The organism is Falsochrobactrum ovis (assembly GCF_003259955.1).
In the GTDB taxonomy this organism is placed as follows: Bacteria; Pseudomonadota; Alphaproteobacteria; order Rhizobiales; family Rhizobiaceae; genus Brucella; species Brucella ovis_A.
Genome location: NZ_QLMK01000004.1, coordinates 121,422 through 144,392, shown reverse-complemented (window position 1 = coordinate 144,392; position 22,971 = coordinate 121,422). Strand labels below are relative to the sequence as shown.

Here is a 22,971-nt window from a genome sequence, read left to right as displayed (position 1 = left end):
CGAGCGAGTGACAGATGAGATTTTGAATGTGCGCCGGCCCGCTTCGCGGCGGGGAATATGGGGCTGGATATTTTTTGATTGGGCTGCGCAACCGTTTTTTACGGTGGTGACGACCTTTATATTCGGCCCCTATTTCATATCACGCATGGCGGTGACCCCGGAAGAAGGGCAAATTGCCTGGGGCTACGGAATTGCCATTGCTGGCTTTCTCGTAGCTATCATGTCGCCTTTCCTTGGGGCGGTTGCGGACAAAACCGGGGCGCGCAAGCCATGGATAGGCTTTTTTGCGATTCTCAAAATTATCAGCCTCGCTCTTTTATGGTTTGCCGCGCCGGGTTCAAGCCTGTTTTGGGTATTGCTTTGCTATATTATTGCAATGGTGGCGGCTGAATTTTCAGTGGTCTTCAACGATTCCATGATGCCGCGGCTGGTTTCTCAGCAAGATATTGGGCGCATATCGAATATCGCGTGGGGGTTGGGCTATCTCGGGGGGATGATAGTCTTAATTTTCATCGTATTTTTCCTCGCCGGATCACCGGAAACGGGGAAAACAATTTTGGGAATTGACCCATTATTTGGGCTTGATCCAGTTCAAGGCGAAGATGCACGTATTTCCGGTCCCCTAACGGCAATTTGGTATCTTATTTTTATCTTACCCATGTTTCTTTTCACCCCCGATAGTGCCAGAGGTGAGACTTTAGCAAAAGCTATGCGTTCTGGGCTGGGGGAGCTTAAAACCACGTTGAATGAGGTCAGAAAGCGTCCTGGAATTGTACGTTTTCTGCTGGCGCGGATGGTTTGCCAGGATGGCGTTAACGCACTTCTGGCGCTGGGTGCAGGTTATGCTGCTATTCTGTTTGGCTGGACAATAACCGAGATTGGTCTTTTCGGCATGATTTTAAATGTCATGGCGATTTTTAGCTGTCTTATTGCAAGCCGGCTGGATACGCGGTTTGGGTCCAAAACTGTGGTGATGTGGGCGGTATTGCTGTTGTTTTTCGCGTCCCTTGGCATTGTATCAACAGGGCATTCCCACACAGGATTTGGCATGATCTCGTTTGAGGCCAGCGATGGCGCTGGGCTTTTTGCAACGCCTGCGGAACGCGCTTTTCTTCTTTATGGCTTATTGATTGGTGCCGCATTTGGCCCGGTTCAGGCATCGTCACGTTCATGGTTTGCACGAAGCATAAGAGCCGAAGAAGCCGGGCGCTATTTTGGTATTTATGCTTTGGCGGGCAGAGCAACGAGCTTTGCCGGACCGTTTCTTGTCGCGAGTTTCACCGCGTTGAGCGGTTCAGCGGCAATTGGGATGTCGGTGCTCATTGCGTTTTTCGCAGTGGGTTTCTTGCTCATAAAAATCACGCCCTATCCGGCGGATCGCCTCTAATGTGCCTTAGGCGTCGGTCCAGCGCAGGGAACGCCGAATGGCTTTTCCCCACGAGTTGAACAGCCGCTCCCGTTCAATTTCTTCCATTTTTGGCTCCCACCGCTTTGACATTTGCCAATTTTCTGAAATGTCGTCGGTGCTTTTCCAAAATTGAACTGCAAGTCCTGCGGCATAGGCTGCCCCCAGCGCAGTGGTCTCAATAATTTTTGGGCGTACTACTGGAACATCAATAATATCGGACTGAAATTGCATCATGAGATCATTAACGGTCATGCCGCCGTCGGTGCGTAACTCTGTGATTTCTATGCCTGAATCCTGAACCATTGCCTCAAGGACCTCTCGGACTTGATAGCAACTTGCTTCCAAAGCAGCGCGGGCGATGTGACCCTTATTGGAAAAACCTGTTAGGCCGGCAATGATACCTCGGGCCGATTGTTCCCAGTGGGGCGCATAGAGACCTGAAAATGCTGGCACGAAATAGACATCTCCATTGTCTTCTACGGTTCGGGCGAGTTTTTCTATGTCTGAGCTTTTTTCGATGATGCCGAGATTGTCTCTTAGCCATTGAACCAATGCGCCGGTAATCGCAATGGAGCCTTCAAGGGCGTATATTGGTCTGGCATCTCCGAGCTGATAAGCGATGGTCGTTATCAGGCCACAAGTGGAGGGAACCAGTTTTTCGCCGGTATTCATCAGCATGAAACAGCCGGTTCCGTAAGTATTCTTTGCTTCGCCGGTTTGCAAACAGGCTTGGCCAAATAGAGCGGCCTGCTGATCTCCTAAAATGCCCGCCAGCTTAACGCCTTTAAGCATTGGAATGCTGATCTCGGTATAGACTTCGCTGGAACTTCGAATTTCGGGCAGGCAGGCAGCTGGTATCCCAAAAAGTTTGAGAATGTTCTCGTCCCATTGCAGGGTTTTAAGGTCCATCAATTGGGTACGGGACGCATTCGTCACATCCGTTATATGTATTCCGCCGTTTGGGCCGCCCGTCAGATTCCAGATCAACCATGAGTCGATCGTGCCGAATAATGCGTCACCTGCTTTGGCTTTTTCTCTGGCGCGCGGCACATTGTCCAAAAGCCAGCGTAATTTTAGTCCAGAAAAATAGGTGGAAATTGGAAGGCCGGTTGTGTTGCGCAAACGGTCAGGCCCTTCGTCCTTACTGAACTGCTCGACAAGCCTGTCGGTCCGCGTGTCCATCCAGACAAGCGCATTATGCAATGGCTCGCCAGTTTTTCTGTCCCATAAAAGCGTCGTTTCGCGCTGGTTTGTGATCCCGACCGCGGCAATATCGGAAGCATCAATATTGGCTTTTTCTAATGCTCGTGCGACGGTTTTTTGCGTATTTTGCCATATTTCCTGCGCATCATGTTCTACCCAACCAGCTTTTGGATAAATTTGCCGGTGTTCGCGCTGATCCATCGCGATAATATTGCCTTGGTGATCAAAAATGATGAAACGCGAACTTGTGGTTCCCTGATCGATAGAGCCGATGAAACGCGACATTAAGCATGCTCCTCCAATGAATCATTTTGAAACAATACGAAATGAAACATAAATGAATAAGCCCCAGACTACATGAATCTGGGGCTTATTGGTTGGGAGCAGTTTAGCTTAAGCTTAGTGGCGGAAATGACGCATTCCGGTCATGACCATAGCAATGCCATGCTCATCTGCTGCGGCGATCACTTCATCGTCACGCATGGAACCGCCCGGCTGAATAACTGCTGTCGCGCCAGCTTCGACTGCCGAGAGCAGACCATCTGCAAAGGGGAAAAAAGCGTCAGAGGCAACAACACAGCCTTTGGTCAAAGGTTCTGGCAGTCCGGCTGCTTCCGCTGCATCTTCAGCTTTGCGTGCGGCAATGCGGGCGGAATCGACACGACTCATTTGGCCAGCGCCGATACCAACCGTCGCGCCGTCTTTTACATAGACAATGGCATTGGATTTTACGTGTTTTGCCACGCGGAAAGCGAATTTCATGTCATTGAGCTCAGATTCACTCGGAGCACGCTTGGTGACTACCTTGAGATCAAGATCATCGACTACGCCATTGTCGCGCGACTGAACCAAGATTCCGCCAGCAACTGTCTTGGCCGCAATACCTTTGGCACGGGGGTCGGGCAGTCCGCCAGTTACCAATAGGCGCAGGTTTTTCTTTGCGGCAATGATGGCTTTAGCGCCCTCGGTCACATCTGGCGCAATGATGACTTCGGTGAAGATTTTGACGATTTCTTCCGCCGCATCTTCATCAAGCGTTTTGTTGAGTGCGACAATGCCGCCAAAGGCCGATACCGGATCGCAGGCGAGCGCCTTGAGATAGGCTTCTTTCAAATTTGTGCCTTCGGCCACGCCACAGGGATTGGCGTGTTTGATAATTGCGACCGCTGCCGTCCGGGCTGGGTCGAATTCGGCGACAAGTTCAAAGGCTGCATCAGTATCGTTGATATTGTTATAGGAAAGCTGTTTGCCTTGTAGCTGGGTTGCAGTTGCCACGCCGGGGCGTTGTTCGCCGGTTAGATAAAAACCTGCTGTCTGATGTGGATTCTCGCCATAGCGCATGACGGAATGCAGCTTGCCAGCGGTGGAACGCCAGACAGGGGTTTCTTCTTCAATGGCTTCTGCAAACCAGTTGGAGATGGCTGCATCATAGGCGGCAGTGCGCGAAAAAGCTTTAGCTGCGAGTTTCTTGCGGAAAGAAAGCGGCAAGGAGCCAGCATTTTGTTCCAGTTCAGCAATAACATTCGCATAGTCTGAAGGGTCAACAACGGTTGCCACATAGGCATGATTTTTTGCTGAAGCCCGGATCATTGCAGGCCCACCAATATCGATGTTTTCGACGGTGGTGTCATAATCTCCACCTTGAAAACGGACTTGCTCGAAGGGGTATAGATTAATAACCGCAAGGTCGATGCCGCCAATACCGTGCTCTTGCATCGCGGCTACGTGTTCAGGGTCGTTCCGAACAGCGAGAAGGCCACCATGCACGGATGGATGAAGCGTCTTCACGCGGCCGTCCATAATTTCGGGAAAGCCAGTAATTTCGGATACATCGCGAACCGGAATATTTTCAGCAGCGATAGACTTGGCCGTGCCGCCTGTTGAAAGAATTTCAACACCATGCGCATGAAGCGCTTTGGCGAATTCGATCAGGCCGGTCTTATCGGATACTGAAATGAGGGCGCGGCGCACCCGATATAGATCGGGAGCGGGGATATGTTTTGAGCTGACAGCCATGGAATTGGTCTCTTCGTTACCGAAACGTCGGTTGCGTTCAGGAAGGGGGACGAAGGCGAGTTAACACACGCAGAACAAGAATCCTACCTTAAAAACCGCTAAAGCCTTGTGAAGGATCAAGTATAGCTGCCAATCGCTATGCGGCTGAACTGCCAATTCACCTCTGGTAGCTCGGAAGCGGGGAAGGAAAGCACAATCTGTTTTGAAGTAACAGGACCGCGAAAGCCCGCAAAGAAAATACTATCTTCAAGCTGGGGAGCGATTTCAAAACAGGAAAATGCCCATGTATCATCCTGATCTGCGCTGAGGATTATCAGGCCGTTTTCATCCAAAGAAATATCGACTGATGGATGAATATGGAAACGCACCGCTATATTGTCACGGCCATTGGCTTTGAGAGGTTTGGAATCACCACGATAAAAATGATCCATTCCTTGTATCACGCTGCCATTGTGCGAAAGCACAATCCGGCGCTCGTGATAAATACCAAAAAGACGCACATATCCGTCATGGCTGGCGACAAAACCTTGACGACCTGTATCCTCGACACGATTGCGCTGGACGTTTGTCGGCCCGGCGATAATCGGGGTGCCGATCATGCTAGAAAGGCCTTTACTGTGGCTGAAGCGGCAGGAAGAAGTGTCGTTAATTGTCGCGGTGGAATGCGCGGCGGTGGAACGTCCGAGCGGACGGAACTCGGTCGGACCAAAACGGTCTATTCCCGAATTGACAATATAGCGTTGTCGTCCAGAGGACATTTCAAAAGACAGGCAGCCTGAATGCGCATCACGTGACGCCGTGACCGGGGGCGGTAATCCGGTATCGGCAATGATGGTGGTTGCGCCCATTGATAGGCGCTCATAACCGGAATAGGGCGCATAAGTGAGTGGCTTTCCGCCAGTTTCATCATGGCGGAGCACAGAGATAATCCGCTCCGGCATTGTCGGGCCTACGCCATTGAAAAGCGCCAGGTTACCATCTTGATGCCGGAAAAAACGCAAGGCTGGCAGCATACGCTCGACGGCTTCGATCAGCGCCTTGGGGGGCGATTCCGTACCGCTGGCATAGGTTTGACGCAGGGGCAAAAGATCAGCCAGAAGCTCAAGAATAGTTGCTGGATTGCGCGATATGTGACCACCGTCGGGCAGGATTTGCCGCTTGAGTTCATATTCGAGATTGCGGCGTGCCGCACGGGCTGTGGGTGGAGAAACTGGAAGTGCAAGGGCAGCAAAAGCAAGGGCGATGCGGGCGCGAAGCCGCTCTTCACCATCATCCATGGCGGAGGCTATGGTACGCAAATAACGCACTTGCATGGCAAGTGAGCGCATGAATTTGCGATAGGCGGACAATTCGGTGTCGGTGAGAATCAAATCTGAATGTTGCAGCCAGGCGATGATGCGCTGCGCTGTGACCTCGGGGGTCCAGGCAATGCCCCCTATACGCTTGCCATAAAGCCGCATCCAGTCATCCACCAAAACGCGGGCATTGGCGGTGGCAAGTTCGGTATTGGCGCTTTTAAGGTGGCGCAGCCAGCCAAAACCATGCAGGGCCTTTTCCCATTCCGGCGTTGGCGGTTCAACCGCAAAAGGCGAACGTCCGCCGGTTTCGACCAAACGCCCGGCAAGGGCAAAACGGCCGTGGTAAAACTCTTGTGCAAGCTGCGGATCGGCTACTCGAAGATCTGGCGGAGTAATGAGAATACGTTCCGGAGTGAAACCCGTAAAACGCCATCGATAAAGCGGGCCCATGCGCAGGCGACGGCTTAGCCTGCGCCAAGCCTGTGCAACGGCCAATCCCCAAAGATGCGGGGTTTCGCTCAGCGCAACTGCCACCCGTTTATTCTCCGTTTCGTCTGCCATTTGTTGAGGGGCCGCGGCCACCTTTCCTAAAAATACGTAATTATCCGTCCAGCGTTTCGCTCAGCGGAATCACGCTCTTATACAATTGTCTATAATGGTGAATCGATTGTTAACCATAACGGGTGCGTTACATCCGTTATGAGTGGTTTGCATTTTAATCGGCTTTACGTGGTTCGTTTGAACCTTGCAGCAAAGAAACCATCCATCCCAGCCAAACGCCGATTACCGTCAAAATGGTCGGGGGGTAAATCTGCCGGGGTGGAACGTAAATAACCTTCGGGGGTGATTAGACCATCAAGGCCGGGGCAATCTTCTAGCGTGATTGGGTAAGGTTCCAAAAGCGGATTTTCGGCAGCGGTCCGCGCTACATATTCGCCTTCTTCCATATGTAATGAGCAATTGGAAAAGACGATTGTGCCGCCCGGTTTTACTAAAGTTGCGGTATGGGTGAGCAATTTTGCCTGAAGGCTTGCGAGTTTTTCAATATCCGCCCGGGTTTTGGTCCATGGAATATCCGGGTGGCGGCGCACAGTGCCGGTAGAAGAGCAGGGAGCATCGAGCAGGACTGCATCGAAAAGCTCATCCGGCTTATAGTCGAGAAGATTAGTCGCAATGGTTTCGGCTTCAAAACCAAGGCGCTCCAGATTACCACGCAGGCGCTTCAGCCGATTTTCTGAAAGATCAAGTGCGGTGACTTTTGCCCCCTGCTGCACGAGCTGAGCGGTCTTGCCGCCGGGAGCGGCGCAAAGATCGGCGACACGCTTGTCCTTGATATTACCCATCAACCGCGCAGGCAGGCTGGCTGCTACATCTTGTACCCACCACTCGCCTTCGGCGAAACCTGGAAGATCAGTAAGAGCGCCTTCAATTGCCCCAAGGCGCACCGAACCATTGGGCAGCATTATGCCGCCAAGTTTCTCAGCCCATGCTTCTGGATCGCTTTTTACCGTTAGATCCAAAGGCGGTTCATAGGCATGCATGGCGAAAATGCTCGCGGCTTTTTCGGCGCCATAGGTTTCAATAATGCTTTTTGAAAACCATTCCGGCACGTTGTTTTCCGGCGGAAGATCGTTAGCCAGTGCGCGTTCTTTGTTGCGAGAGAGGCGACGCAAAAGCGCGTTGACAAGTCCGGCATATTTGCGATTTCGCGGGTCGGAATTGGCCGCCTCAACAGCCAGATCAACGGCGGAATGATCCGGCAGATCAAGATAGAAAATCTGCGCAACCGCTACATGCAATAGATGTTTAAGCGCGACTGCATTGTCCGGCAATGGCCGGTCAAGACGCTTTGATATGGCACGTTCAATTGCACCTCGATTACGTAGTGCCGAGCCTAAAATTGCCCGCACCAACGCTCGATCTCGTGGCTCAAGCGCAAGATATTGCGGATGACCGTGGGTATTATCGGTTAGCCCGTCCAGCGAGGTCTTTTTATCAATAACCGCGCCCAGCAGGCGCGCTGCGCATAGGCGTGCAGCCAGACCAGGACGGTCAGGAGTATTATGGCTCGTTTGCGGCTTGTTATTTCTACGCCGCGGCGCAGGTTTTTTCTGATTCACGCTGGTTCTACTTTATTGTGCGCATCTAACCCGACATTGGGGGTAATGATCGGGATGCGCCTTATGACCATGGCCCTCGGAACCCGGAATTGGACCCGGAGCGATTCGTGTTGCGGCCAGCATTACCCCAAGGACCACTGTTTTGGGAAGGGGCTGCTTGAGTTGCCATATGGGATTGCCGGATGCCCATCTGCATTGCCATCTGCTCAAGAGCGGCAATTCGATTATCGGTGTCAGGGTGGGTCGAAAACAGGTTATCCGCGCCTTGCCCACTCAACGGATTGATGATGAACATATGTGCGGTTGCCGGATTGTGTTCGGCTTCCTCATTGGGGATGACCTTTGCGCTACGCGCTATCTTATTGAGTGCAGATGAAAGCCAGAGCGGATTGCCACAAATTTCAGCGCCACGTCGATCGGCAGCATATTCGCGGGTACGGCTTACGGCCATTTGCACAATCATAGCAGCAAAGGGAGCGACAATCATAGCAATGATTGTCCCTATCACGCCAATAATCCCATTGCCATTTTCACGGTTTCCACCGAGGAAAAACGCGAAATTACCAAGCATGGAAATTGCACCTGCCAGAGTTGCGGTAATCGTCATGGTGAGTGTGTCACGATTTTGCACGTGAGCAAGCTCATGCGCCATGACGCCCGCCACTTCTTCGGGTGTTAAGCGTTGGAGAAGGCCGGTGGTTGCGGCAACGGCTGCATTTTCAGGGTTGCGTCCGGTGGCGAAAGCATTGGGCTGATCTTCATGGATAATATAAACTTTCGGCATGGGCAGTCCGGCATTGGCAGCCAGTCCGCTAACCATCCGATAGTAGTCCGGCGCGCTGCGCTCGTCGACTTCCTGCGCATTATACATGCGCAAAACCATCTTATCGGAATTCCAGTAGCTGAACAGGTTCATCGCAATAGCGACGACGAGCGCAATCATCATGCCGCTGCCGCCGCCCAACAAATAGCCGACGCTCATGAACATGGCCGTCATAAGCGCGATCAGCATTGCTGTTTTCGTCATATTCATATGTGGCGGGTCTCCAAATGGATGCTGCACGATCTAAGAGATTTTGCAGCTTTCGTTTTCTTGCCTATATGATGGGTATGAATTGGTTCAGCTTCAATAATGGAACGTAAGCGGATGAACAACAAAACCGAAGAAATTGAGATGGAAGAAGGCACCAAAAAACGCGCCTTTGAAAGTCTCCCACCTGCTGCACAGCGGGCTCTGAAAGAAGCGGAAGAACGCCGCGCCGCCCAAAAGGAGTTTGAAGGCCCGCGCGAGATTGGTGGCCGGGGTGGCAAAGATCCAGCGCGCTTTGGTGATTGGGAAATCAAAGGTCGCACCATTGACTTCTAATTTTAGAGTACAAATCATTTGATTTTGATAAAGAAAAGGCCGGGAATTCCCGGCCTTTCTTGTTATTTTTTATTTTGACGATTCTCAATCAGATCGTCCACCACCGCCGGATCGGCCAGTGTGGATGTGTCGCCCAATGAGCCGAAATCATCCTCAGCGATCTTACGCAGAATACGGCGCATGATCTTGCCCGAACGGGTTTTTGGAAGACCCGGTGCATATTGGATTTTGTCAGGCGTCGCGATTGGTCCGATTTCTTTGCGCACATGCAGTGTCAATTCTTTGCGCAACTCATCCGGATCGAGTGTTTCGGCACCGGTCATGAGCGTGACATAGCAATAAATGCCTTGGCCTTTGACTGGATGCGGATAACCGACAACGGCAGCTTCCGAAACAGAATGATGCGATACGAGAGCTGATTCGATTTCGGCTGTGCCGAGCCGGTGGCCTGAAATATTCAGTACATCATCGACGCGGCCCGTGATCCAATAATAGCCGTCTTCATCGCGGCGACAGCCATCGCCCGAGAAATACAGGCCTTTATAGGTTGCGAAGTAAGTTTCGATGAAGCGCTCGTGATCGCCGTAAACGCTGCGCATCTGCCCGGGCCAACTATCCGAAATGCAAAGATTGCCATCGGCCACGCCATCTAGAAGATTGCCTTCATTATCGACGAGAACAGGCTTCACGCCGAAAAAAGGACGGGTGGCTGAACCGGGCTTGAGATCGGTTGCACCGGGCAGCGGTGTGATAAGGATCCCGCCATTTTCCGTCTGCCACCAAGTGTCGACGATTGGGCATTTTCCATCGCCGACGACATTGTAATACCATTCCCATGCTTCCGGATTGATCGGCTCACCAACGGAACCAAGCAAACGTAGGGTTGAGCGGGATGAGCGTTTTACGAATTCATCTCCCGCACCCATCAGCGAGCGCAAAGCGGTCGGAGCAGTATAGAAAATATTCACATGGTGCTTGTCGACCACTTCCCAGAACCGACCCTGATCAGGGAAGTTTGGAACCCCTTCAAACATCAAAGTTGTGGCACCATTGGCCAGCGGGCCGTAGACAATGTAGGAATGGCCTGTGACCCAGCCCACATCAGCGGTACACCAATAAATATCGCCATCATGATAATCGAACACATATTGATGGGTCATAGAGGCATAGACGAGATAGCCGCCGGTCGTATGCAGCACGCCTTTCGGCTTACCGGTTGAGCCGGAAGTATAAAGAATGAACAGCGGGTCTTCCGCATTCATCGGTTCTGGCTCGCAATGCTCCTCAACCGTTGTCATTTCTTTGTGATACCAGATATCGCGACCAGGGCCCCAGCTAACCTTGCCACCGGTGCGGCGGACCACCAGCACCTTATTGACCATGACATATTGCTTGGCGGCGATGTCGATAGCTGTGTCGGTGTTTTCTTTGAGCGGGACAGGTCTGCCGCCGCGAATGCCTTCATCAGCGGTGATCACAAATGTTGATTCACAATCCACAATGCGGCCAGCCAGTGCTTCCGGCGAGAACCCAGCAAAGACAACCGAGTGCACCGCACCAATGCGGGCGCAAGCGAGCATTGCGTAAGCGGCCTCTGGAATCATCGGCAGATAGATGGTTACGCGATCACCTTTTTTGACGCCGTGCTTTTTCAGCACATTCGCCATGCGGCAAACATTTTCATAAAGCTCGCGATAGGTGATTTTCTTATCAATATAGGGATTGTCGCCTTCCCATATGATCGCGACCTTATCACCACGGCTTTTAAGATGACGGTCGATACAGTTGTAGGAAACGTTGGTAACGCCGTCCTCATACCACTTGATCGAAACATCGCCCTCAAAACTGGTATTTTTGACTTTGGTGAAAGGCTTGAACCAGTCAATCCGCCGTCCATGCTTGGCCCAGAAGCCATCCGGATCAGTCACGCTCTCATTGTACCATTCCAGATAGGTTGCCTTATCAATGAGCGTGTTTTTCTTCGCCTCCGGTAGCACGGGGTAAAGCTTGTCCGACATGAAATCCTCCTAACAATACGGCGTTCCTCCGCCGCTATCGACAGCTTGCATAAAAGCAAATCCGCCGCCAGTCGTTTTATAAGCTAAAACTCGGAAGGTAAATTAAACAAAGCAGGTCCATTTGGTCTACAGAAATGCAATTGAAAAAAGAATAATTTGGCAGCACTTAGGGGAATCTAGTGCTAAACTGTTGTTTTTACAGTTTAAAAAATAAATTTTACGGAATATATTTAGGTGTGATCTTGAGAGCGCGTCATTATAAAGGGGAAGCGCATGACGAACTCGACCTTAAAATCGAAGTCAGCATTTGAATTGCAGCTTGCCGGTTACGGGCTTACGACGGCAAAAATTTTCTACCATATGCCGGATCATCCACATCTTTTGCAGCTTTTTGTCTGGCAGGACTACGATATTGCGCCAGATTTCCCGGCGCTCTATCGATTTATCAAATTTTGGCAGCGAAAGATTGAAGGCCCGCTTCATTCAGTAAGCTATGCGCATCATCGTTTGCTCGGACCTTCGGACTGGAAGAATGTGACCGGCGAAATTGTGCTTCACTGATTGCATTTGCGTTGATCAGTTAGGGCTAATCAGGCGGGCGCTGAATAATCGCGTCCGCCAAAGATGCTAGACCCAACGCGCACAGAGGTAGCGCCAAAGCCGATGGCTGTTTCAAAATCACCTGACATGCCCATGGAGAGCTTTTCAACGCCTGCCTCGCGGGCAAGTTTTTCCAAAAGGGCGAAATGTGGACCGGGATTTTCATCGGCAGGGGGAATGCACATCAGCCCTTCGATTTGAAGTCCGTGATGGTTACGACAGTGTTCAATGAAAGTAGCAGCTTCCTGCGGGGTTATGCCTGCTTTTTGCGGCTCCAGCCCGGTATTGACCTGAACATAGAGTTTTGGCGCGCGATTTTGTTTTTTGATCTCCTTTGCAATCGCGGCTGCGATTCTTTCGCGATCGATCGTCTCAATCACGTCAAACAGGGCCACGGCATCAGCAGCTTTGTTGGATTGAAGAGGGCCGATGAGGTGAAGTTCGATGCCCGCATAGGTTTCACGGAGTTGCGGCCATTTGCTTTGCGCCTCTTGAACACGGTTTTCGCCAAAGATCCGATGGCCCGCATCAAGCACTGGGCGGATTGCATCGGCGTCAAAGGTTTTCGAAACGGCTACGAGCGTCACGGTTCCTTGTGCTCGACCGGCTTCTTTTTCAGCTTCGGCAATTTTAGCTTTGACCGAGTTCAGGTTTGCTACAATATCTGTCATGGAACTCCTGCTTTCAGGCTTTTCGTGCGCAAAAACTTGACGCTTTCACCAATACGTGTTGAAGGTCGGCGTGAATATCGACTCTATCTATGTATCATCTTCATATGAGTAAACACGCACATGGCAGCTGAACGTTATAATCCGCGCGTGGCGGAAGCTTACTGGCAAAAAGTCTGGGAAGAGGACCGCACTTTCGAGACGGACAACAGCGATCCCCGCGAGAAGTATTATGTGCTCGAAATGTTTCCCTATCCATCGGGGCGCATTCACATGGGCCATGTGCGAAACTATGCGATGGGCGATGTCGTAGCGCGATATAAGCGCGCTAAAGGCTTTAACGTTCTGCACCCGATGGGCTGGGATGCATTCGGGATGCCAGCCGAAAATGCTGCCATGCAGAACAAGGTTCACCCAAAGGAATGGACCTACGAGAATATCGCTACGATGAAACGGCAGCTCAAATCCATGGGGCTGTCTCTCGACTGGACCCGTGAATTTGCCACTTGTGATGTGGATTATTATCACCGCCAGCAGATGCTGTTTATTGATCTGTTCGAAAAAGGTCTGGTGACCCGCAAGACGTCCAAGGTCAATTGGGATCCGGTGGATAACACGGTGCTTGCCAATGAGCAGGTTGTGGATGGTCGCGGCTGGCGTTCGGGCGCGCTGGTTGAGCAGCGTGAGCTGACGCAGTGGTTTTTTAAGATCACGGATTTCAGCGAAGAATTGCTCGCTGGCCTCGACACGCTTGATCAGTGGCCGGACAAGGTCCGCCTGATGCAGAAAAATTGGATCGGTAAATCGGAAGGTTTGCAAGTTCGGTTTGCACTTGATGATAAAACCGCGCCGGAAGGTTTCTCGGAAGTAGAGGTCTATACGACCCGGCCTGATACGCTGTTTGGCGCTTCTTTTATTGCGATTGCGGCCGATCATCCTTTGGCAAAGAAGCTTGCGCAGAGCAATGAAGAGCTCTCTGGTTTCATTGCTGAGTGTCACCATGCAGGCACGTCTTTGGCAGCGCTTGAAACAGCTGAGAAGAAGGGTGTTGATACGGGCGTTAAGGTCAAGCATCCATTTGATGACAATTGGGAGCTGCCGATCTATGTCGCAAATTTCGTGTTGATGGATTATGGCACCGGTGCGGTGTTTGGCTGCCCGTCGGGCGATCAGCGTGATCTGGATTTTGCTAATAAATACGATCTACCGGTTGTCCCGGTTGTGATGCCTAAGGGTGAGAACGCGGAAAATTTCAAGATCACTGACACCGCCTATACGGATGATGGTGTGATGATCAATTCGCGGTTTCTTGACGGAATGTCGCCCAAGGACGCTTTTGAGGAAGTTGCAAAACGTCTTGAAAATACGCAACTTGATGGCCGTCCTCAGGCTAGCCGCAAGGTGCAGTATCGTCTGCGCGACTGGGGGATTTCACGTCAGCGCTATTGGGGTTGCCCGATCCCGATGATCCATTGCGAAAGCTGTGGTGTTAATCCGGTACCGCGTGCTGATCTGCCAGTTAAACTGCCGGATGATGTTGAATTCGACCGTCCCGGCAATCCGCTTGATCGTCATGCGACTTGGCGGCATGTGAAATGTCCAAAATGCGGTGGGGACGCACGTCGCGAAACCGACACAATGGATACTTTCGTCGATTCATCTTGGTATTATACTCGCTTCACAGCGCCTTGGGAAAATGAGCCTACTGATCGTGCGGTTGCAGATCACTGGTTGCCTGTGGATCAATATATTGGTGGTGTCGAACACGCTATTTTGCATCTGCTTTATTCGCGTTTCTTCACCCGTGCGATGAAAGTTGCGGGCCATGTTGGCATTGACGAGCCTTTCAAAGGCTTGTTCACGCAAGGAATGGTGGTGCATGAAACCTATAAGGCCAATGGCCAATGGGTCGCGCCCGCCGATATTCGTATTGAAGAACAGGATGGCAAACGACGCGCCACGCTGATTGAGACCGGAGAGCCGGTTGAAATTGGCTCTATCGAAAAAATGTCGAAGTCGAAAAAGAACGTGGTCGATCCGGACGACATTATCGCATCCTATGGTGCAGATACGGCGCGCTGGTTCATGCTGTCCGACTCCCCGCCAGAACGCGACGTGATCTGGACCGAAGCGGGAGCTGAAGGCGCGCATCGTTTTGTCCAGCGCATCTGGCGTTTGATTGCTGAATCCGCCGAGGCACTGCGCGGTGTTGCACCCAAAACGGGCCAAGAAGGCGAGGCTCTCGTCATTTCTAAAGCTGCGCATAAGGCAGTTAAGGGAGTGGGAGAGGACATTGAGAAGCTTGCATTTAACCGTGCTGTTGCAAAGCTTTATGAGCTTGTGAATGCAATTGGCGGCGCATTGCAACGAGCAGCGGGCGGCAAGGCCGATGATTCGTTGAAGGGTGCATTGCGTGAAGCCACCGAAATGCTTATTGTCATGTTGGCGCCTATGATGCCACATTTGGCGGAACAGTGCCTCAAAGAACTGGGTGGCACGGTGGCTGGAGAGGAAATGCTCGTGGCGCGTGCGCCGTGGCCGACCTATGATCCAGCATTGATCGTGGAAAACGAGATCGTTTTGCCCGTTCAGGTCAACGGAAAGAAGCGAGGGGATTTGACAATCGCCCGCGACGCTGATCAAGCTAGTATTCAGCAGGCGGTGCTCGAACTTGACTTTGTCAAGGCCGCGCTTAACGGGGGCTCGCCAAAAAAGATCATCGTGGTGCCGCAAAGGATCATCAATGTCGTTGCCTGATCGCCTCGCACATGCCCCAAAGCGCTTTTGCGCCGTTCTCATAGCCCTGTTCGCGGTGGTGTTTATTGCCGGCTGTACTGTGCAGCCGCTTTATTCATCGGGCGGATCAGGAAGCACGATAGGTGGGAGCGTTACGCCAGATATGCGTAGCAAACTTGCCTCGGTTGCTGTTGAACCGGTCGGAGATATTTTTGGGCAGCAAGTACGCAATAGATTGATCTTCCTGCTCGGCGGAGGTGCGGGTGAGCCCGCAAACCCGGTCTATCGGCTGCGCCTTGGTTTGAGCAAATCGGTAATTTCGGCTGTTAATGTCGATATTGGTGATCTAACTGACCGGACGGGTCGTCCTTCGGCGGGTACGGTAAAAGCGAATTCAAATTTCGTGTTGCTTGACGCTGATGGTAAGCCAGTAGCTACAGGCCGACGTACTGTTGGCGCCTCTTTTGATCGTCCACGCCAGGAGTTTGCTAATCTGCGCGCCGAGCGCGATGCAACAAAGCGTGCGGCAGAAGAATTGGCAGAACAAGTCTATCTTGCAATTGCGATGAAGCTTTCCAAGCTCTGATTGTCGAAAAACTAATCAATAAAGGCAGCGTGAACCACGCTGCCTTTTTGTTTGGCATCTTTTATTTGGCTTATTCAACGCTTGGATGTTCAAAAAAACGGCGGGTTGTAACCCGCCGTTTATCGTTTTTAGCTAAGATTAAGCAATTTTCTGGCCGGTCTTTGCCCAGTCAGCCAAGAATGCTTCAAGTCCCTTATCGGTCAGCGGGTGCTTGACTAGGGCTTTTAGCGTTGCTGGCGGCGCGGTTACAACGTCAGCGCCGATCAGAGCTGCTTCCTTGACGTGATTGACGGTCCGGATCGACGCAGCAAGAATTTCCGTGCGGAAATCGTAATTGTCATAGATGGTGCGGATTTCAGCAATCAATTCCATGCCGTTAATGCCCGTATCATCAACGCGACCGATGAAAGGCGAAATATATGTTGCACCTGCTTTGGCAGCGAGCAGCGCTTGATTAGCCGAGAAGCAAAGAGTGACATTGGTCTTGTGGCCGTCTGAAACCAGATGTTTGCAAGCCTTCAAGCCATCAAGAGTCAATGGAAGCTTAATGCAGATATTGTCTGCGATTTTCGAAAGAACCGCAGCTTCCTTCATCATATCGTCATATTCGGTAGCGGTAACTTCGGCTGAAACCGGGCCTTTAACGATGTCACAAATTTCTTTGGTGACTTCGAGAATGTTGCGGCCTGATTTTGCGATCAGCGAAGGGTTGGTGGTCACACCATCAACCAATCCGAGGTCGTTGAGTTCGCGGATAGCTTCAACGTCCGCTGTGTCGACGAAAAATTTCATAGTAGCGTTCCTCCATGATGAGCGTGAGTGTATAGGACACTAAATCTAGTCGCCCAGGATCTGTGATTGGTGATTCGGTAGGGACACATCATTGAATGTCTATCCACCAAATAACCGAGTTCTGGGCCAAAGTCCCGGAAGGTGGCTTTTCTTTAGCGCAAAGTCGCGCCAAGGTCACGCAATCATGTCAAAAGATTCGCAGGATAATTCAACGCTATTCCCGGAACTCTCACACAGGGTGGTGCCGGTCCTTGTACCCATGCCTGCTGAGCGGCCTTATTCTTATATGGTGCCGGAGGGGATGAAGGTCCAGCCGGGTTCTATTGTTCGTGTTCCATTGGGTCCACGGCAGGTAGCGGGAATCGTTTGCGAAGGGGTGACTGACATTGTAGACACAAAAAAACTGCGTCCGATTTCAGAAGTTTTCGATTGCCCTGCGGTGAATTTAGAAATGATGCGCTTCATGCGTTGGGCAGCAGATTATACGCTTTCGCCCCCTGGAATGGTGGCGCGAATGGTTCTGCGTGCGCCAGCAGCCTTCGACCCAGAGCCGCTGGTGCCGGGAATACGCTATAATGGCAAGGAACCAGAACGCGTTACTTCTGCGCGGGCTAAGGTGTTGGAGCTTGCCGGTAATGGGCTGACATGGACGCGCTCAGGCCTTGCGCATGCAGCCGGTGTCTCGCAAACCGTTGTTGATGGTCTTAAGTCTCAAGGGGTTTTTGACGAAATCATGTTGCCGCCGCCAGCCGTGGTGGCTCAGCCTGACACGAATTATGCCCGGGCGGTTTTGTCGGAAGATCAGCAGGCGGCAGCAGATATGCTGGCGGAAGCGGTGGAGGCCGATTGTTTTTCTGTGTCATTGCTTGATGGTGTGACGGGATCTGGCAAGACTGAGGTTTATTTTGAAGCGGTTGCCAAAGCCTTGGATCAAGGCAAGCAAGTGCTGATTCTATTGCCTGAAATTGCTCTAACTCAACAATTTCTAGATCGCTTTCACGACCGATTCGGCACGAAACCTGCGGAGTGGCATTCCGATCTTGCGCCACGGATGCGGGAGCGGGTTTGGCGTCAAATCGCAGAAGGCAGGGTTCGTGTGGTGGCGGGAGCGCGATCAGCGCTTTTTCTGCCCTTTCGCGAGTTGGGGCTAATTGTGGTCGATGAAGAACACGATCCGGCCTATAAGCAGGAAGATCGGGTTTTTTATAATGCGCGCGATATGGCCGTGGTACGTGGTCACATTGGCGGCTTTCCAGTGATTCTGGCTTCGGCAACGCCTTCGATAGAAAGCCAGGTCAATGCTGATCAGGGGCGTTATAGAAGAATCAAGCTCTATGGTCGCTATGCAGATGCGGCCCTGCCGACGCTCAAGACCATCGATATGCGTCGTTCGCCGCCGCCGCCGGGAAGGTTTCTTTCGCCCGCGCTGACTGAAGAAATTGGCAATACCGTGAAAAGAGGTGAGCAGGCTTTGCTGTTCCTCAATCGGCGCGGATATGCACCGCTGACATTGTGCCGGGTGTGCGGTCATCGTTTTCAATGCCCACAATGTTCAAGCTGGCTGGTCGAGCATCGGTTTCGCAGTCAACTTATGTGCCATCAATGTGGTTACCATGAGCCAGTGCCCGAAGCATGTCCCGAATGCGGCACGCTGGATCATCTGGTAGCTTGTGGGCCGGGTGTCGAGCGCATTGCTGAAGAGGTCGCGGCCGGATTTGAAGATGCCCGAATCATCGTGCTTTCGTCTGATATTGCCGGCGGGGTCAAAAGGCTGAGATTGGAACTGGATGCTATCGCCAAGGGTGAGGCCGATATTGTAATTGGCACACAGCTTGTTGCGAAAGGGCACAACTTTCCAAATATGACGCTTGTGGGAATAGTGGATGCGGATCTTGGTCTTGCCAATGGCGATCCGCGTGCAGCTGAACGCACTTTTCAACTGCTTAATCAGGTAACAGGACGGGCAGGGCGCACGGGGCGCAAAAGCCTTGGCTTGATTCAGACTTATCAGCCGGATCACCCTGTCATGCGAGCCATTGTCAGCGGTGATTCGGAAGCATTCTATGAACGCGAAATTGAGGAGCGTCAGCGCAGCAATCTTCCTCCATTTGGGCGACTGGCTGCGCTAATTATTTCTGCTGACAATCGTAATGATGCAGAAGCACATGCGCGGGCTTTACGCCGCGCTGCACCACATTCTAGTGAGATTTCTGTATTGGGTCCGGCTGAGGCTCCCCTTGCGCTGGTCCGGGGACGCTATCGGTTTCGAATTTTGGTGCAGGGAACCAAACGTTCAGATATTCAAAGCTTTATCAGAGCTATGCTGGCAAATGCGCCCAAGGAACGCGGGTCTCTTCGGGTGCAGGTTGATATCGATCCCCAGAGTTTCCTCTGATAAAATTATAAAGGGCGAAAGCGAATGGAATTCTATCTTCCGGCAAGTACTGGCGAATGGTTAGCCTGGAGTTCGGCTGCGGTCACGTCTCTCTTCGGAGTGATCATGTTTTTTGCTCCCGGTATTACGATGAAGGTCCTGCGGTTGCAGCCAGCTCATGGCAGCCTGGAGGCCTATGCATCCATCCGGGCGACGCTAGCTGGCTTTTATCTGGGAGTGGGACTTGGCTGCCTGATTTTTGCGCAACCATTTTTATGGTTGGTGCTCGGGGCTTGTTGGGGTTTTGTGCTATTTGGACGCATTATTTCGGTATTGTCTGTAAAACGAGCCAGTTTTTACAGCATCATCGCAGCTTTATTGGAATTCGTATTGGCGGCAGGCCCTTTGCTTTATGCATTCGGATTTATCGCTTAAATAAGGGCTGCAAGCCAGATAACTTAATCAGTTGAAAGGTACTGCAACATTTTGCTGCAGGCTGCTTTGTTTTGGATGGTGAAACCATCCTTTTGCAGGCATAAAGGAAAGGGATTCAGGGGGTTACCTATTTGGTTCAGTTCAAGTTAAGCATAAATTGCTGCGTAGCTTACACAAAAGTCCGGGATTCGCGTGTTGCGAGTCCCGTTCGTCTATGCTAGACGGCATTCACATTTCGGTGTTGTCGCGTTCGCGCGTCACAGAGTTTTCCGAAAACATTCAATAAAATCATCGGTTTGAGCCCAGATGACTCCAGTGGGTTTCAAAAAGATGGTTTCAACGTAGAGAGCAGGTTGTTCGTGGCAGAATCGTCTTCGCTCATTTCAGGTGTTGCACAGCGCTACGCGGGATCGTTATTCGAGCTGGCACTCGAAGCCGATTCTGTTGCTGTTGTGGAAAAAGATCTTGGCAGTTTCGAGGCGCTTCTGAGCGGAAGCGAAGACCTGAAGCGCCTGATTTCCAGCCCGGTATTCTCGGCAGAGGATCAGCTTCGCGCTATTAGCGAGATTGCTGATAAGGCCGGGATTAAAGGATTAGTAGGAAATTTCCTGCGCGTTGTGGCGCAAAATCGTCGTTTATTTGCATTGCCCGGCATTATTGCCGCATTCCGCAAAATTGCAGCCGAACATCGCGGTGAGATTTCTGCAGATGTGATCTCTGCGCATGAGCTTAGTTCTGCGCAGCAGAATGAATTGAAGGCGACGCTCAAGAGCGTAGCCGGCAAGGACGTGACAGTTAACGTCACCGTCGATCCGTCGATCCTCGGCGGTCTTATCGTCAAGATGGGTTCGCGTCAGATCGACACGTCCCTTCGCACCAAACTTTCTTCTCTTAAGCTTGCACTGAAAGAGGTCGGCTGATGGACATCCGCGCTGCGGAAATTTCCGCTATCCTGAAAGAGCAAATCAAGAATTTCGGCAAAGAGGCTGAAGTCTCCGAAGTCGGTCAGGTTCTGTCCGTCGGTGACGGTATTGCTCGTGTTTATGGTCTGGACAATGTGCAGGCCGGTGAAATGGTCGAATTCCCCGGTGGAATTCGCGGCATGGCGCTTAACTTGGAAAGCGACAATGTTGGTGTCGTTATTTTCGGTGCCGACCGCGACATCAAGGAAGGCGACGTTGTAAAGCGTACCGGCGCAATTGTTGACGTCCCAGTTGGTCCTGGTCTTCTTGGTCGCGTTGTTGATGCTCTCGGAAACCCGATCGATGGTAAGGGTCCGATTGTTGCAACGGAACGTCGCCGCGTTGACGTTAAGGCCCCTGGTATTATTCCGCGCAAATCAGTTCATGAGCCGATGTCGACTGGTCTGAAAGCCATTGACGCTTTGATCCCGGTTGGTCGTGGTCAGCGTGAATTGGTTATTGGTGACCGTCAGACCGGTAAAACCGCCATCATTCTCGATACTTTCCTGAACCAGAAGCCGATCCATGATAATGGCCCGGACAAAGACAAGCTTTACTGCGTCTATGTCGCTGTTGGCCAGAAGCGTTCGACTGTTGCTCAGTTTGTGAAAGTGCTCGAAGAGCGCGGTGCGCTTGAATATTCGGTTGTGATCGCTGCTACCGCTTCTGATCCTGCGCCGATGCAGTATCTCGCACCTTTTGCCGGTTGTGCTATTGGTGAATATTTCCGTGACAATGGCCAGCATGCGCTGATCGGTTATGACGATCTGTCCAAACAGGCTGTGGCTTATCGCCAGATGTCGCTTCTGCTTCGTCGTCCTCCGGGCCGTGAAGCTTATCCAGGTGACGTTTTCTACCTTCACTCGCGTCTTCTCGAGCGTGCTGCAAAGCTCAACGATGAAAACGGTGCTGGTTCCTTGACGGCTTTGCCGGTCATTGAAACGCAAGGTAACGACGTTTCTGCGTTTATTCCGACCAATGTGATCTCGATCACTGACGGTCAGATCTTCCTTGAAACGAACCTTTTCTATCAAGGTATTCGTCCAGCTGTTAACGTTGGTCTGTCGGTTTCTCGCGTTGGTTCATCGGCCCAGATCAAGGCCATGAAGCAGGTTGCAGGCTCGATTAAGGGTGAACTTGCCCAATATCGTGAGATGGCAGCATTTGCTCAGTTCGGTTCCGATCTTGATGCATCCACACAGCGTTTGCTAAACCGGGGTGCACGTCTGACTGAATTGCTCAAGCAGCCACAATTCTCGCCGCTGAAGACGGAAGAGCAAGTCGCGGTTATTTATGCCGGTGTTAACGGCTATCTCGACAAGCTTGAGGTCAATCAGGTAGGCAAATTCGAAGCTGGCCTTCTCTCCGCATTGCGTACTGAGCACAAGGATGTACTCGACAGCATTCGCGATGAGAAAGCGCTTACTGACGATATTGAAGCAAGGCTCAAGGCAGTAATCGACGCTTACGCCAAGTCTTTTGCTTGAACTTTGTGACGGGATGAACGGATGCCTTCACTAAAGGATCTGAGAAACCGTATCGCCTCGGTCAAGGCGACGCAGAAAATCACCAAGGCGATGCAAATGGTCGCCGCGGCGAAGCTGCGCCGAGCTCAGGAAGCTGCGGAGGCCGCACGGCCTTATTCGCAGCGTATGAGCGCTGTTCTCGCGAATATCGCAGAGAATGTCAGTGCCGAGGATGCGCCAGCACTCATGGCCGGTACAGGTAAGGACGATGTGCATCTGCTCATCGTCTGCACCGCCGAACGTGGTCTGTGTGGCGGTTTCAACTCGCAGATTGCGCGTCTGGCGCGCGATCATGCGCGTTCACTGCTTGCCGAAGGCAAGACGGTCAAGATAATCACAGTGGGCAAAAAAGGCGCGGACATTTTGCGTCGTGAATTTGCCAGCCTGTTAATCGATCATGTTGATCTGCGTGAGGTTAAACAACTGGCTTTCATTCATGCCGATGAAATCGGTCAGAAAGTCATCAAGCTGTTTGAAGAGGGTGCTTTTGATGTGTGCACTCTGTTCTATTCCGAGTTCAAATCGGTAATCAGCCAGGTTCCAACAGCACAACAGATCATTCCGGCTACTGCTGGTGACGCAACCGAGGCTGCGGCTTCGGGTGAAGCGATTTATGAGTATGAGCCGGATCCGGCTGCTATTCTGAGCACACTCATTCCACGCAATATTACTGTGCAAATTTTCCGGGCACTTCTGGAAAATGTTGCAGGTGAAATGGGTGCAAAGATGAGCGCGATGGACAATGCAACGCGCAATGCTGGTGAGATGATTGATAAGCTCTCAATCACCTATAACCGTCAGCGTCAGGCTCAGATCACTAAGGAACTGATCGAAATTATTTCGGGCGCGGAAGCGCTCTAATC

The 22,971-nt window shown here is 51.7% G+C and carries 18 protein-coding genes; 10 read left to right on the top strand and 8 right to left on the bottom strand.

Annotated features, from left to right (window positions below; all coding sequences use genetic code 11):
* The first annotated feature begins 7 nt into the window (after window positions 1–7).
* Window positions 8–1,387: an MFS transporter gene (locus tag C7374_RS07965; RefSeq protein ID WP_111575092.1), complete on the top strand. Its 1,380-nt coding sequence runs from the start codon at window positions 8–10 to the stop codon at window positions 1,385–1,387.
* Between the two features lie 6 nt (window positions 1,388–1,393).
* On the opposite strand, the gene glpK is transcribed toward C7374_RS07965, so the two are convergent.
* From glpK to htpX, 5 genes are all read right to left on the bottom strand, one after another.
* A complete protein-coding gene (gene glpK / locus C7374_RS07960) occupies window positions 1,394–2,896 on the bottom strand; it encodes a glycerol kinase GlpK (protein WP_111575091.1) in 1,503 nt (500 codons plus the stop codon).
* A 114-nt stretch (window positions 2,897–3,010) separates the two neighbouring features.
* The gene (gene purH, locus C7374_RS07955) at window positions 3,011–4,627 is read right to left on the bottom strand and encodes a bifunctional phosphoribosylaminoimidazolecarboxamide formyltransferase/IMP cyclohydrolase (protein ID WP_111575090.1); all 1,617 of its coding nucleotides are present in this window, start codon (window positions 4,625–4,627) and stop codon (window positions 3,011–3,013) included.
* Window positions 4,628–4,743: 116 nt separating this feature from the next.
* Complete coding sequence (locus C7374_RS07950) at window positions 4,744–6,486, bottom strand: heparinase II/III family protein (RefSeq protein WP_111575089.1); 1,743 nt, start codon at window positions 6,484–6,486, stop codon at window positions 4,744–4,746.
* Between the two features lie 164 nt (window positions 6,487–6,650).
* Entirely contained in the window at window positions 6,651–8,045 is a 1,395-nt protein-coding gene (locus C7374_RS07945) for an RsmB/NOP family class I SAM-dependent RNA methyltransferase (RefSeq protein ID WP_111575088.1), read from the bottom strand.
* Window positions 8,046–8,106: 61 nt separating this feature from the next.
* Complete coding sequence (gene htpX, locus C7374_RS07940) at window positions 8,107–9,078, bottom strand: zinc metalloprotease HtpX (RefSeq protein WP_111575087.1); 972 nt, start codon at window positions 9,076–9,078, stop codon at window positions 8,107–8,109.
* A gap of 114 nt (window positions 9,079–9,192) precedes the next feature.
* On the opposite strand from htpX, the gene C7374_RS07935 reads away from it, so the two are divergent.
* Window positions 9,193–9,411, top strand: a complete 219-nt coding sequence (locus tag C7374_RS07935) for a DUF1674 domain-containing protein (RefSeq protein WP_210205099.1) — start codon at window positions 9,193–9,195, stop codon at window positions 9,409–9,411.
* Between the two features lie 62 nt (window positions 9,412–9,473).
* Here the strand turns inward: C7374_RS07935 and acs are convergent, their stop codons facing one another.
* A complete protein-coding gene (acs, locus tag C7374_RS07930; RefSeq protein ID WP_111575085.1) occupies window positions 9,474–11,429 on the bottom strand; it encodes an acetate--CoA ligase in 1,956 nt (651 codons plus the stop codon).
* A 273-nt stretch (window positions 11,430–11,702) separates the two neighbouring features.
* On the opposite strand from acs, the gene C7374_RS07925 reads away from it, so the two are divergent.
* Window positions 11,703–11,990, top strand: coding sequence for an usg protein (locus C7374_RS07925; protein WP_111575084.1), 288 nt, complete (start codon window positions 11,703–11,705; stop codon window positions 11,988–11,990).
* Between the two features lie 29 nt (window positions 11,991–12,019).
* On the opposite strand, the gene C7374_RS07920 is transcribed toward C7374_RS07925, so the two are convergent.
* Window positions 12,020–12,700, bottom strand: coding sequence for a YggS family pyridoxal phosphate-dependent enzyme (locus tag C7374_RS07920; RefSeq protein ID WP_111575083.1), 681 nt, complete (start codon window positions 12,698–12,700; stop codon window positions 12,020–12,022).
* Window positions 12,701–12,820: 120 nt separating this feature from the next.
* On the opposite strand from C7374_RS07920, the gene leuS reads away from it, so the two are divergent.
* Together leuS and lptE are read left to right on the top strand one after the other, a co-directional pair.
* Window positions 12,821–15,454, top strand: coding sequence for a leucine--tRNA ligase (gene leuS, locus C7374_RS07915; protein WP_111575082.1), 2,634 nt, complete (start codon window positions 12,821–12,823; stop codon window positions 15,452–15,454).
* Window positions 15,441–16,019, top strand: coding sequence for an LPS assembly lipoprotein LptE (gene lptE / locus C7374_RS07910; protein WP_111575081.1), 579 nt, complete (start codon window positions 15,441–15,443; stop codon window positions 16,017–16,019). Before leuS ends, lptE begins: the two co-directional genes overlap by 14 nt.
* Window positions 16,020–16,157: 138 nt before the next feature.
* Here lptE and fsa read toward each other — a convergent pair whose 3' ends face one another.
* On the bottom strand, window positions 16,158–16,811 hold the full coding sequence (gene fsa, locus C7374_RS07905; RefSeq protein WP_111575080.1) for a fructose-6-phosphate aldolase: 654 nt from the start codon (window positions 16,809–16,811) through the stop codon (window positions 16,158–16,160).
* Between the two features lie 184 nt (window positions 16,812–16,995).
* Between fsa and C7374_RS07900 the strand changes: the two genes are divergently transcribed.
* The 5 genes from C7374_RS07900 (at window position 16,996) to C7374_RS07880 (ending at window position 22,969) form a co-directional block, all read left to right on the top strand.
* The gene (locus C7374_RS07900; protein ID WP_111575079.1) at window positions 16,996–19,206 is read left to right on the top strand and encodes a primosomal protein N'; all 2,211 of its coding nucleotides are present in this window, start codon (window positions 16,996–16,998) and stop codon (window positions 19,204–19,206) included.
* A gap of 24 nt (window positions 19,207–19,230) precedes the next feature.
* On the top strand, window positions 19,231–19,620 hold the full coding sequence (locus C7374_RS07895) for an AGROH133_08824 family phage infection protein (RefSeq protein WP_111575078.1): 390 nt from the start codon (window positions 19,231–19,233) through the stop codon (window positions 19,618–19,620).
* A gap of 359 nt (window positions 19,621–19,979) precedes the next feature.
* Window positions 19,980–20,540, top strand: coding sequence for a F0F1 ATP synthase subunit delta (locus C7374_RS07890; RefSeq protein ID WP_111575077.1), 561 nt, complete (start codon window positions 19,980–19,982; stop codon window positions 20,538–20,540).
* Window positions 20,540–22,069, top strand: coding sequence for a F0F1 ATP synthase subunit alpha (gene atpA / locus C7374_RS07885; protein WP_111575076.1), 1,530 nt, complete (start codon window positions 20,540–20,542; stop codon window positions 22,067–22,069). The genes C7374_RS07890 and atpA overlap by 1 nt, the downstream gene beginning before the upstream one ends.
* 21 nt (window positions 22,070–22,090) lie before the next feature.
* On the top strand, window positions 22,091–22,969 hold the full coding sequence (locus C7374_RS07880) for a F0F1 ATP synthase subunit gamma (RefSeq protein WP_111575075.1): 879 nt from the start codon (window positions 22,091–22,093) through the stop codon (window positions 22,967–22,969).
* Window positions 22,970–22,971 lie beyond the last annotated feature (2 nt).

What these genes read in the sequence shown, in the direction of transcription:
- glpK (WP_111575091.1), bottom strand. Translation starts at nt 2,896, where the DNA reads ATGTCGCGTTTCATCGGCTCTATCGATCAGGGAACCACAAGTTCGCGT.
- purH (WP_111575090.1), bottom strand. Translation starts at nt 4,627, where the DNA reads ATGGCTGTCAGCTCAAAACATATCCCCGCTCCCGATCTATATCGGGTG.
- C7374_RS07950 (WP_111575089.1), bottom strand. Translation starts at nt 6,486, where the DNA reads ATGGCAGACGAAACGGAGAATAAACGGGTGGCAGTTGCGCTGAGCGAA.
- htpX (WP_111575087.1), bottom strand. Translation starts at nt 9,078, where the DNA reads ATGAATATGACGAAAACAGCAATGCTGATCGCGCTTATGACGGCCATG.
- C7374_RS07935 (WP_210205099.1), top strand. Translation starts at nt 9,193, where the DNA reads ATGAACAACAAAACCGAAGAAATTGAGATGGAAGAAGGCACCAAAAAA.
- acs (WP_111575085.1), bottom strand. Translation starts at nt 11,429, where the DNA reads ATGTCGGACAAGCTTTACCCCGTGCTACCGGAGGCGAAGAAAAACACG.
- C7374_RS07925 (WP_111575084.1), top strand. Translation starts at nt 11,703, where the DNA reads ATGACGAACTCGACCTTAAAATCGAAGTCAGCATTTGAATTGCAGCTT.
- C7374_RS07920 (WP_111575083.1), bottom strand. Translation starts at nt 12,700, where the DNA reads ATGACAGATATTGTAGCAAACCTGAACTCGGTCAAAGCTAAAATTGCC.
- leuS (WP_111575082.1), top strand. Translation starts at nt 12,821, where the DNA reads ATGGCAGCTGAACGTTATAATCCGCGCGTGGCGGAAGCTTACTGGCAA.
- lptE (WP_111575081.1), top strand. Translation starts at nt 15,441, where the DNA reads ATGTCGTTGCCTGATCGCCTCGCACATGCCCCAAAGCGCTTTTGCGCC.
- fsa (WP_111575080.1), bottom strand. Translation starts at nt 16,811, where the DNA reads ATGAAATTTTTCGTCGACACAGCGGACGTTGAAGCTATCCGCGAACTC.
- C7374_RS07900 (WP_111575079.1), top strand. Translation starts at nt 16,996, where the DNA reads ATGTCAAAAGATTCGCAGGATAATTCAACGCTATTCCCGGAACTCTCA.
- C7374_RS07895 (WP_111575078.1), top strand. Translation starts at nt 19,231, where the DNA reads ATGGAATTCTATCTTCCGGCAAGTACTGGCGAATGGTTAGCCTGGAGT.
- atpA (WP_111575076.1), top strand. Translation starts at nt 20,540, where the DNA reads ATGGACATCCGCGCTGCGGAAATTTCCGCTATCCTGAAAGAGCAAATC.
- C7374_RS07880 (WP_111575075.1), top strand. Translation starts at nt 22,091, where the DNA reads ATGCCTTCACTAAAGGATCTGAGAAACCGTATCGCCTCGGTCAAGGCG.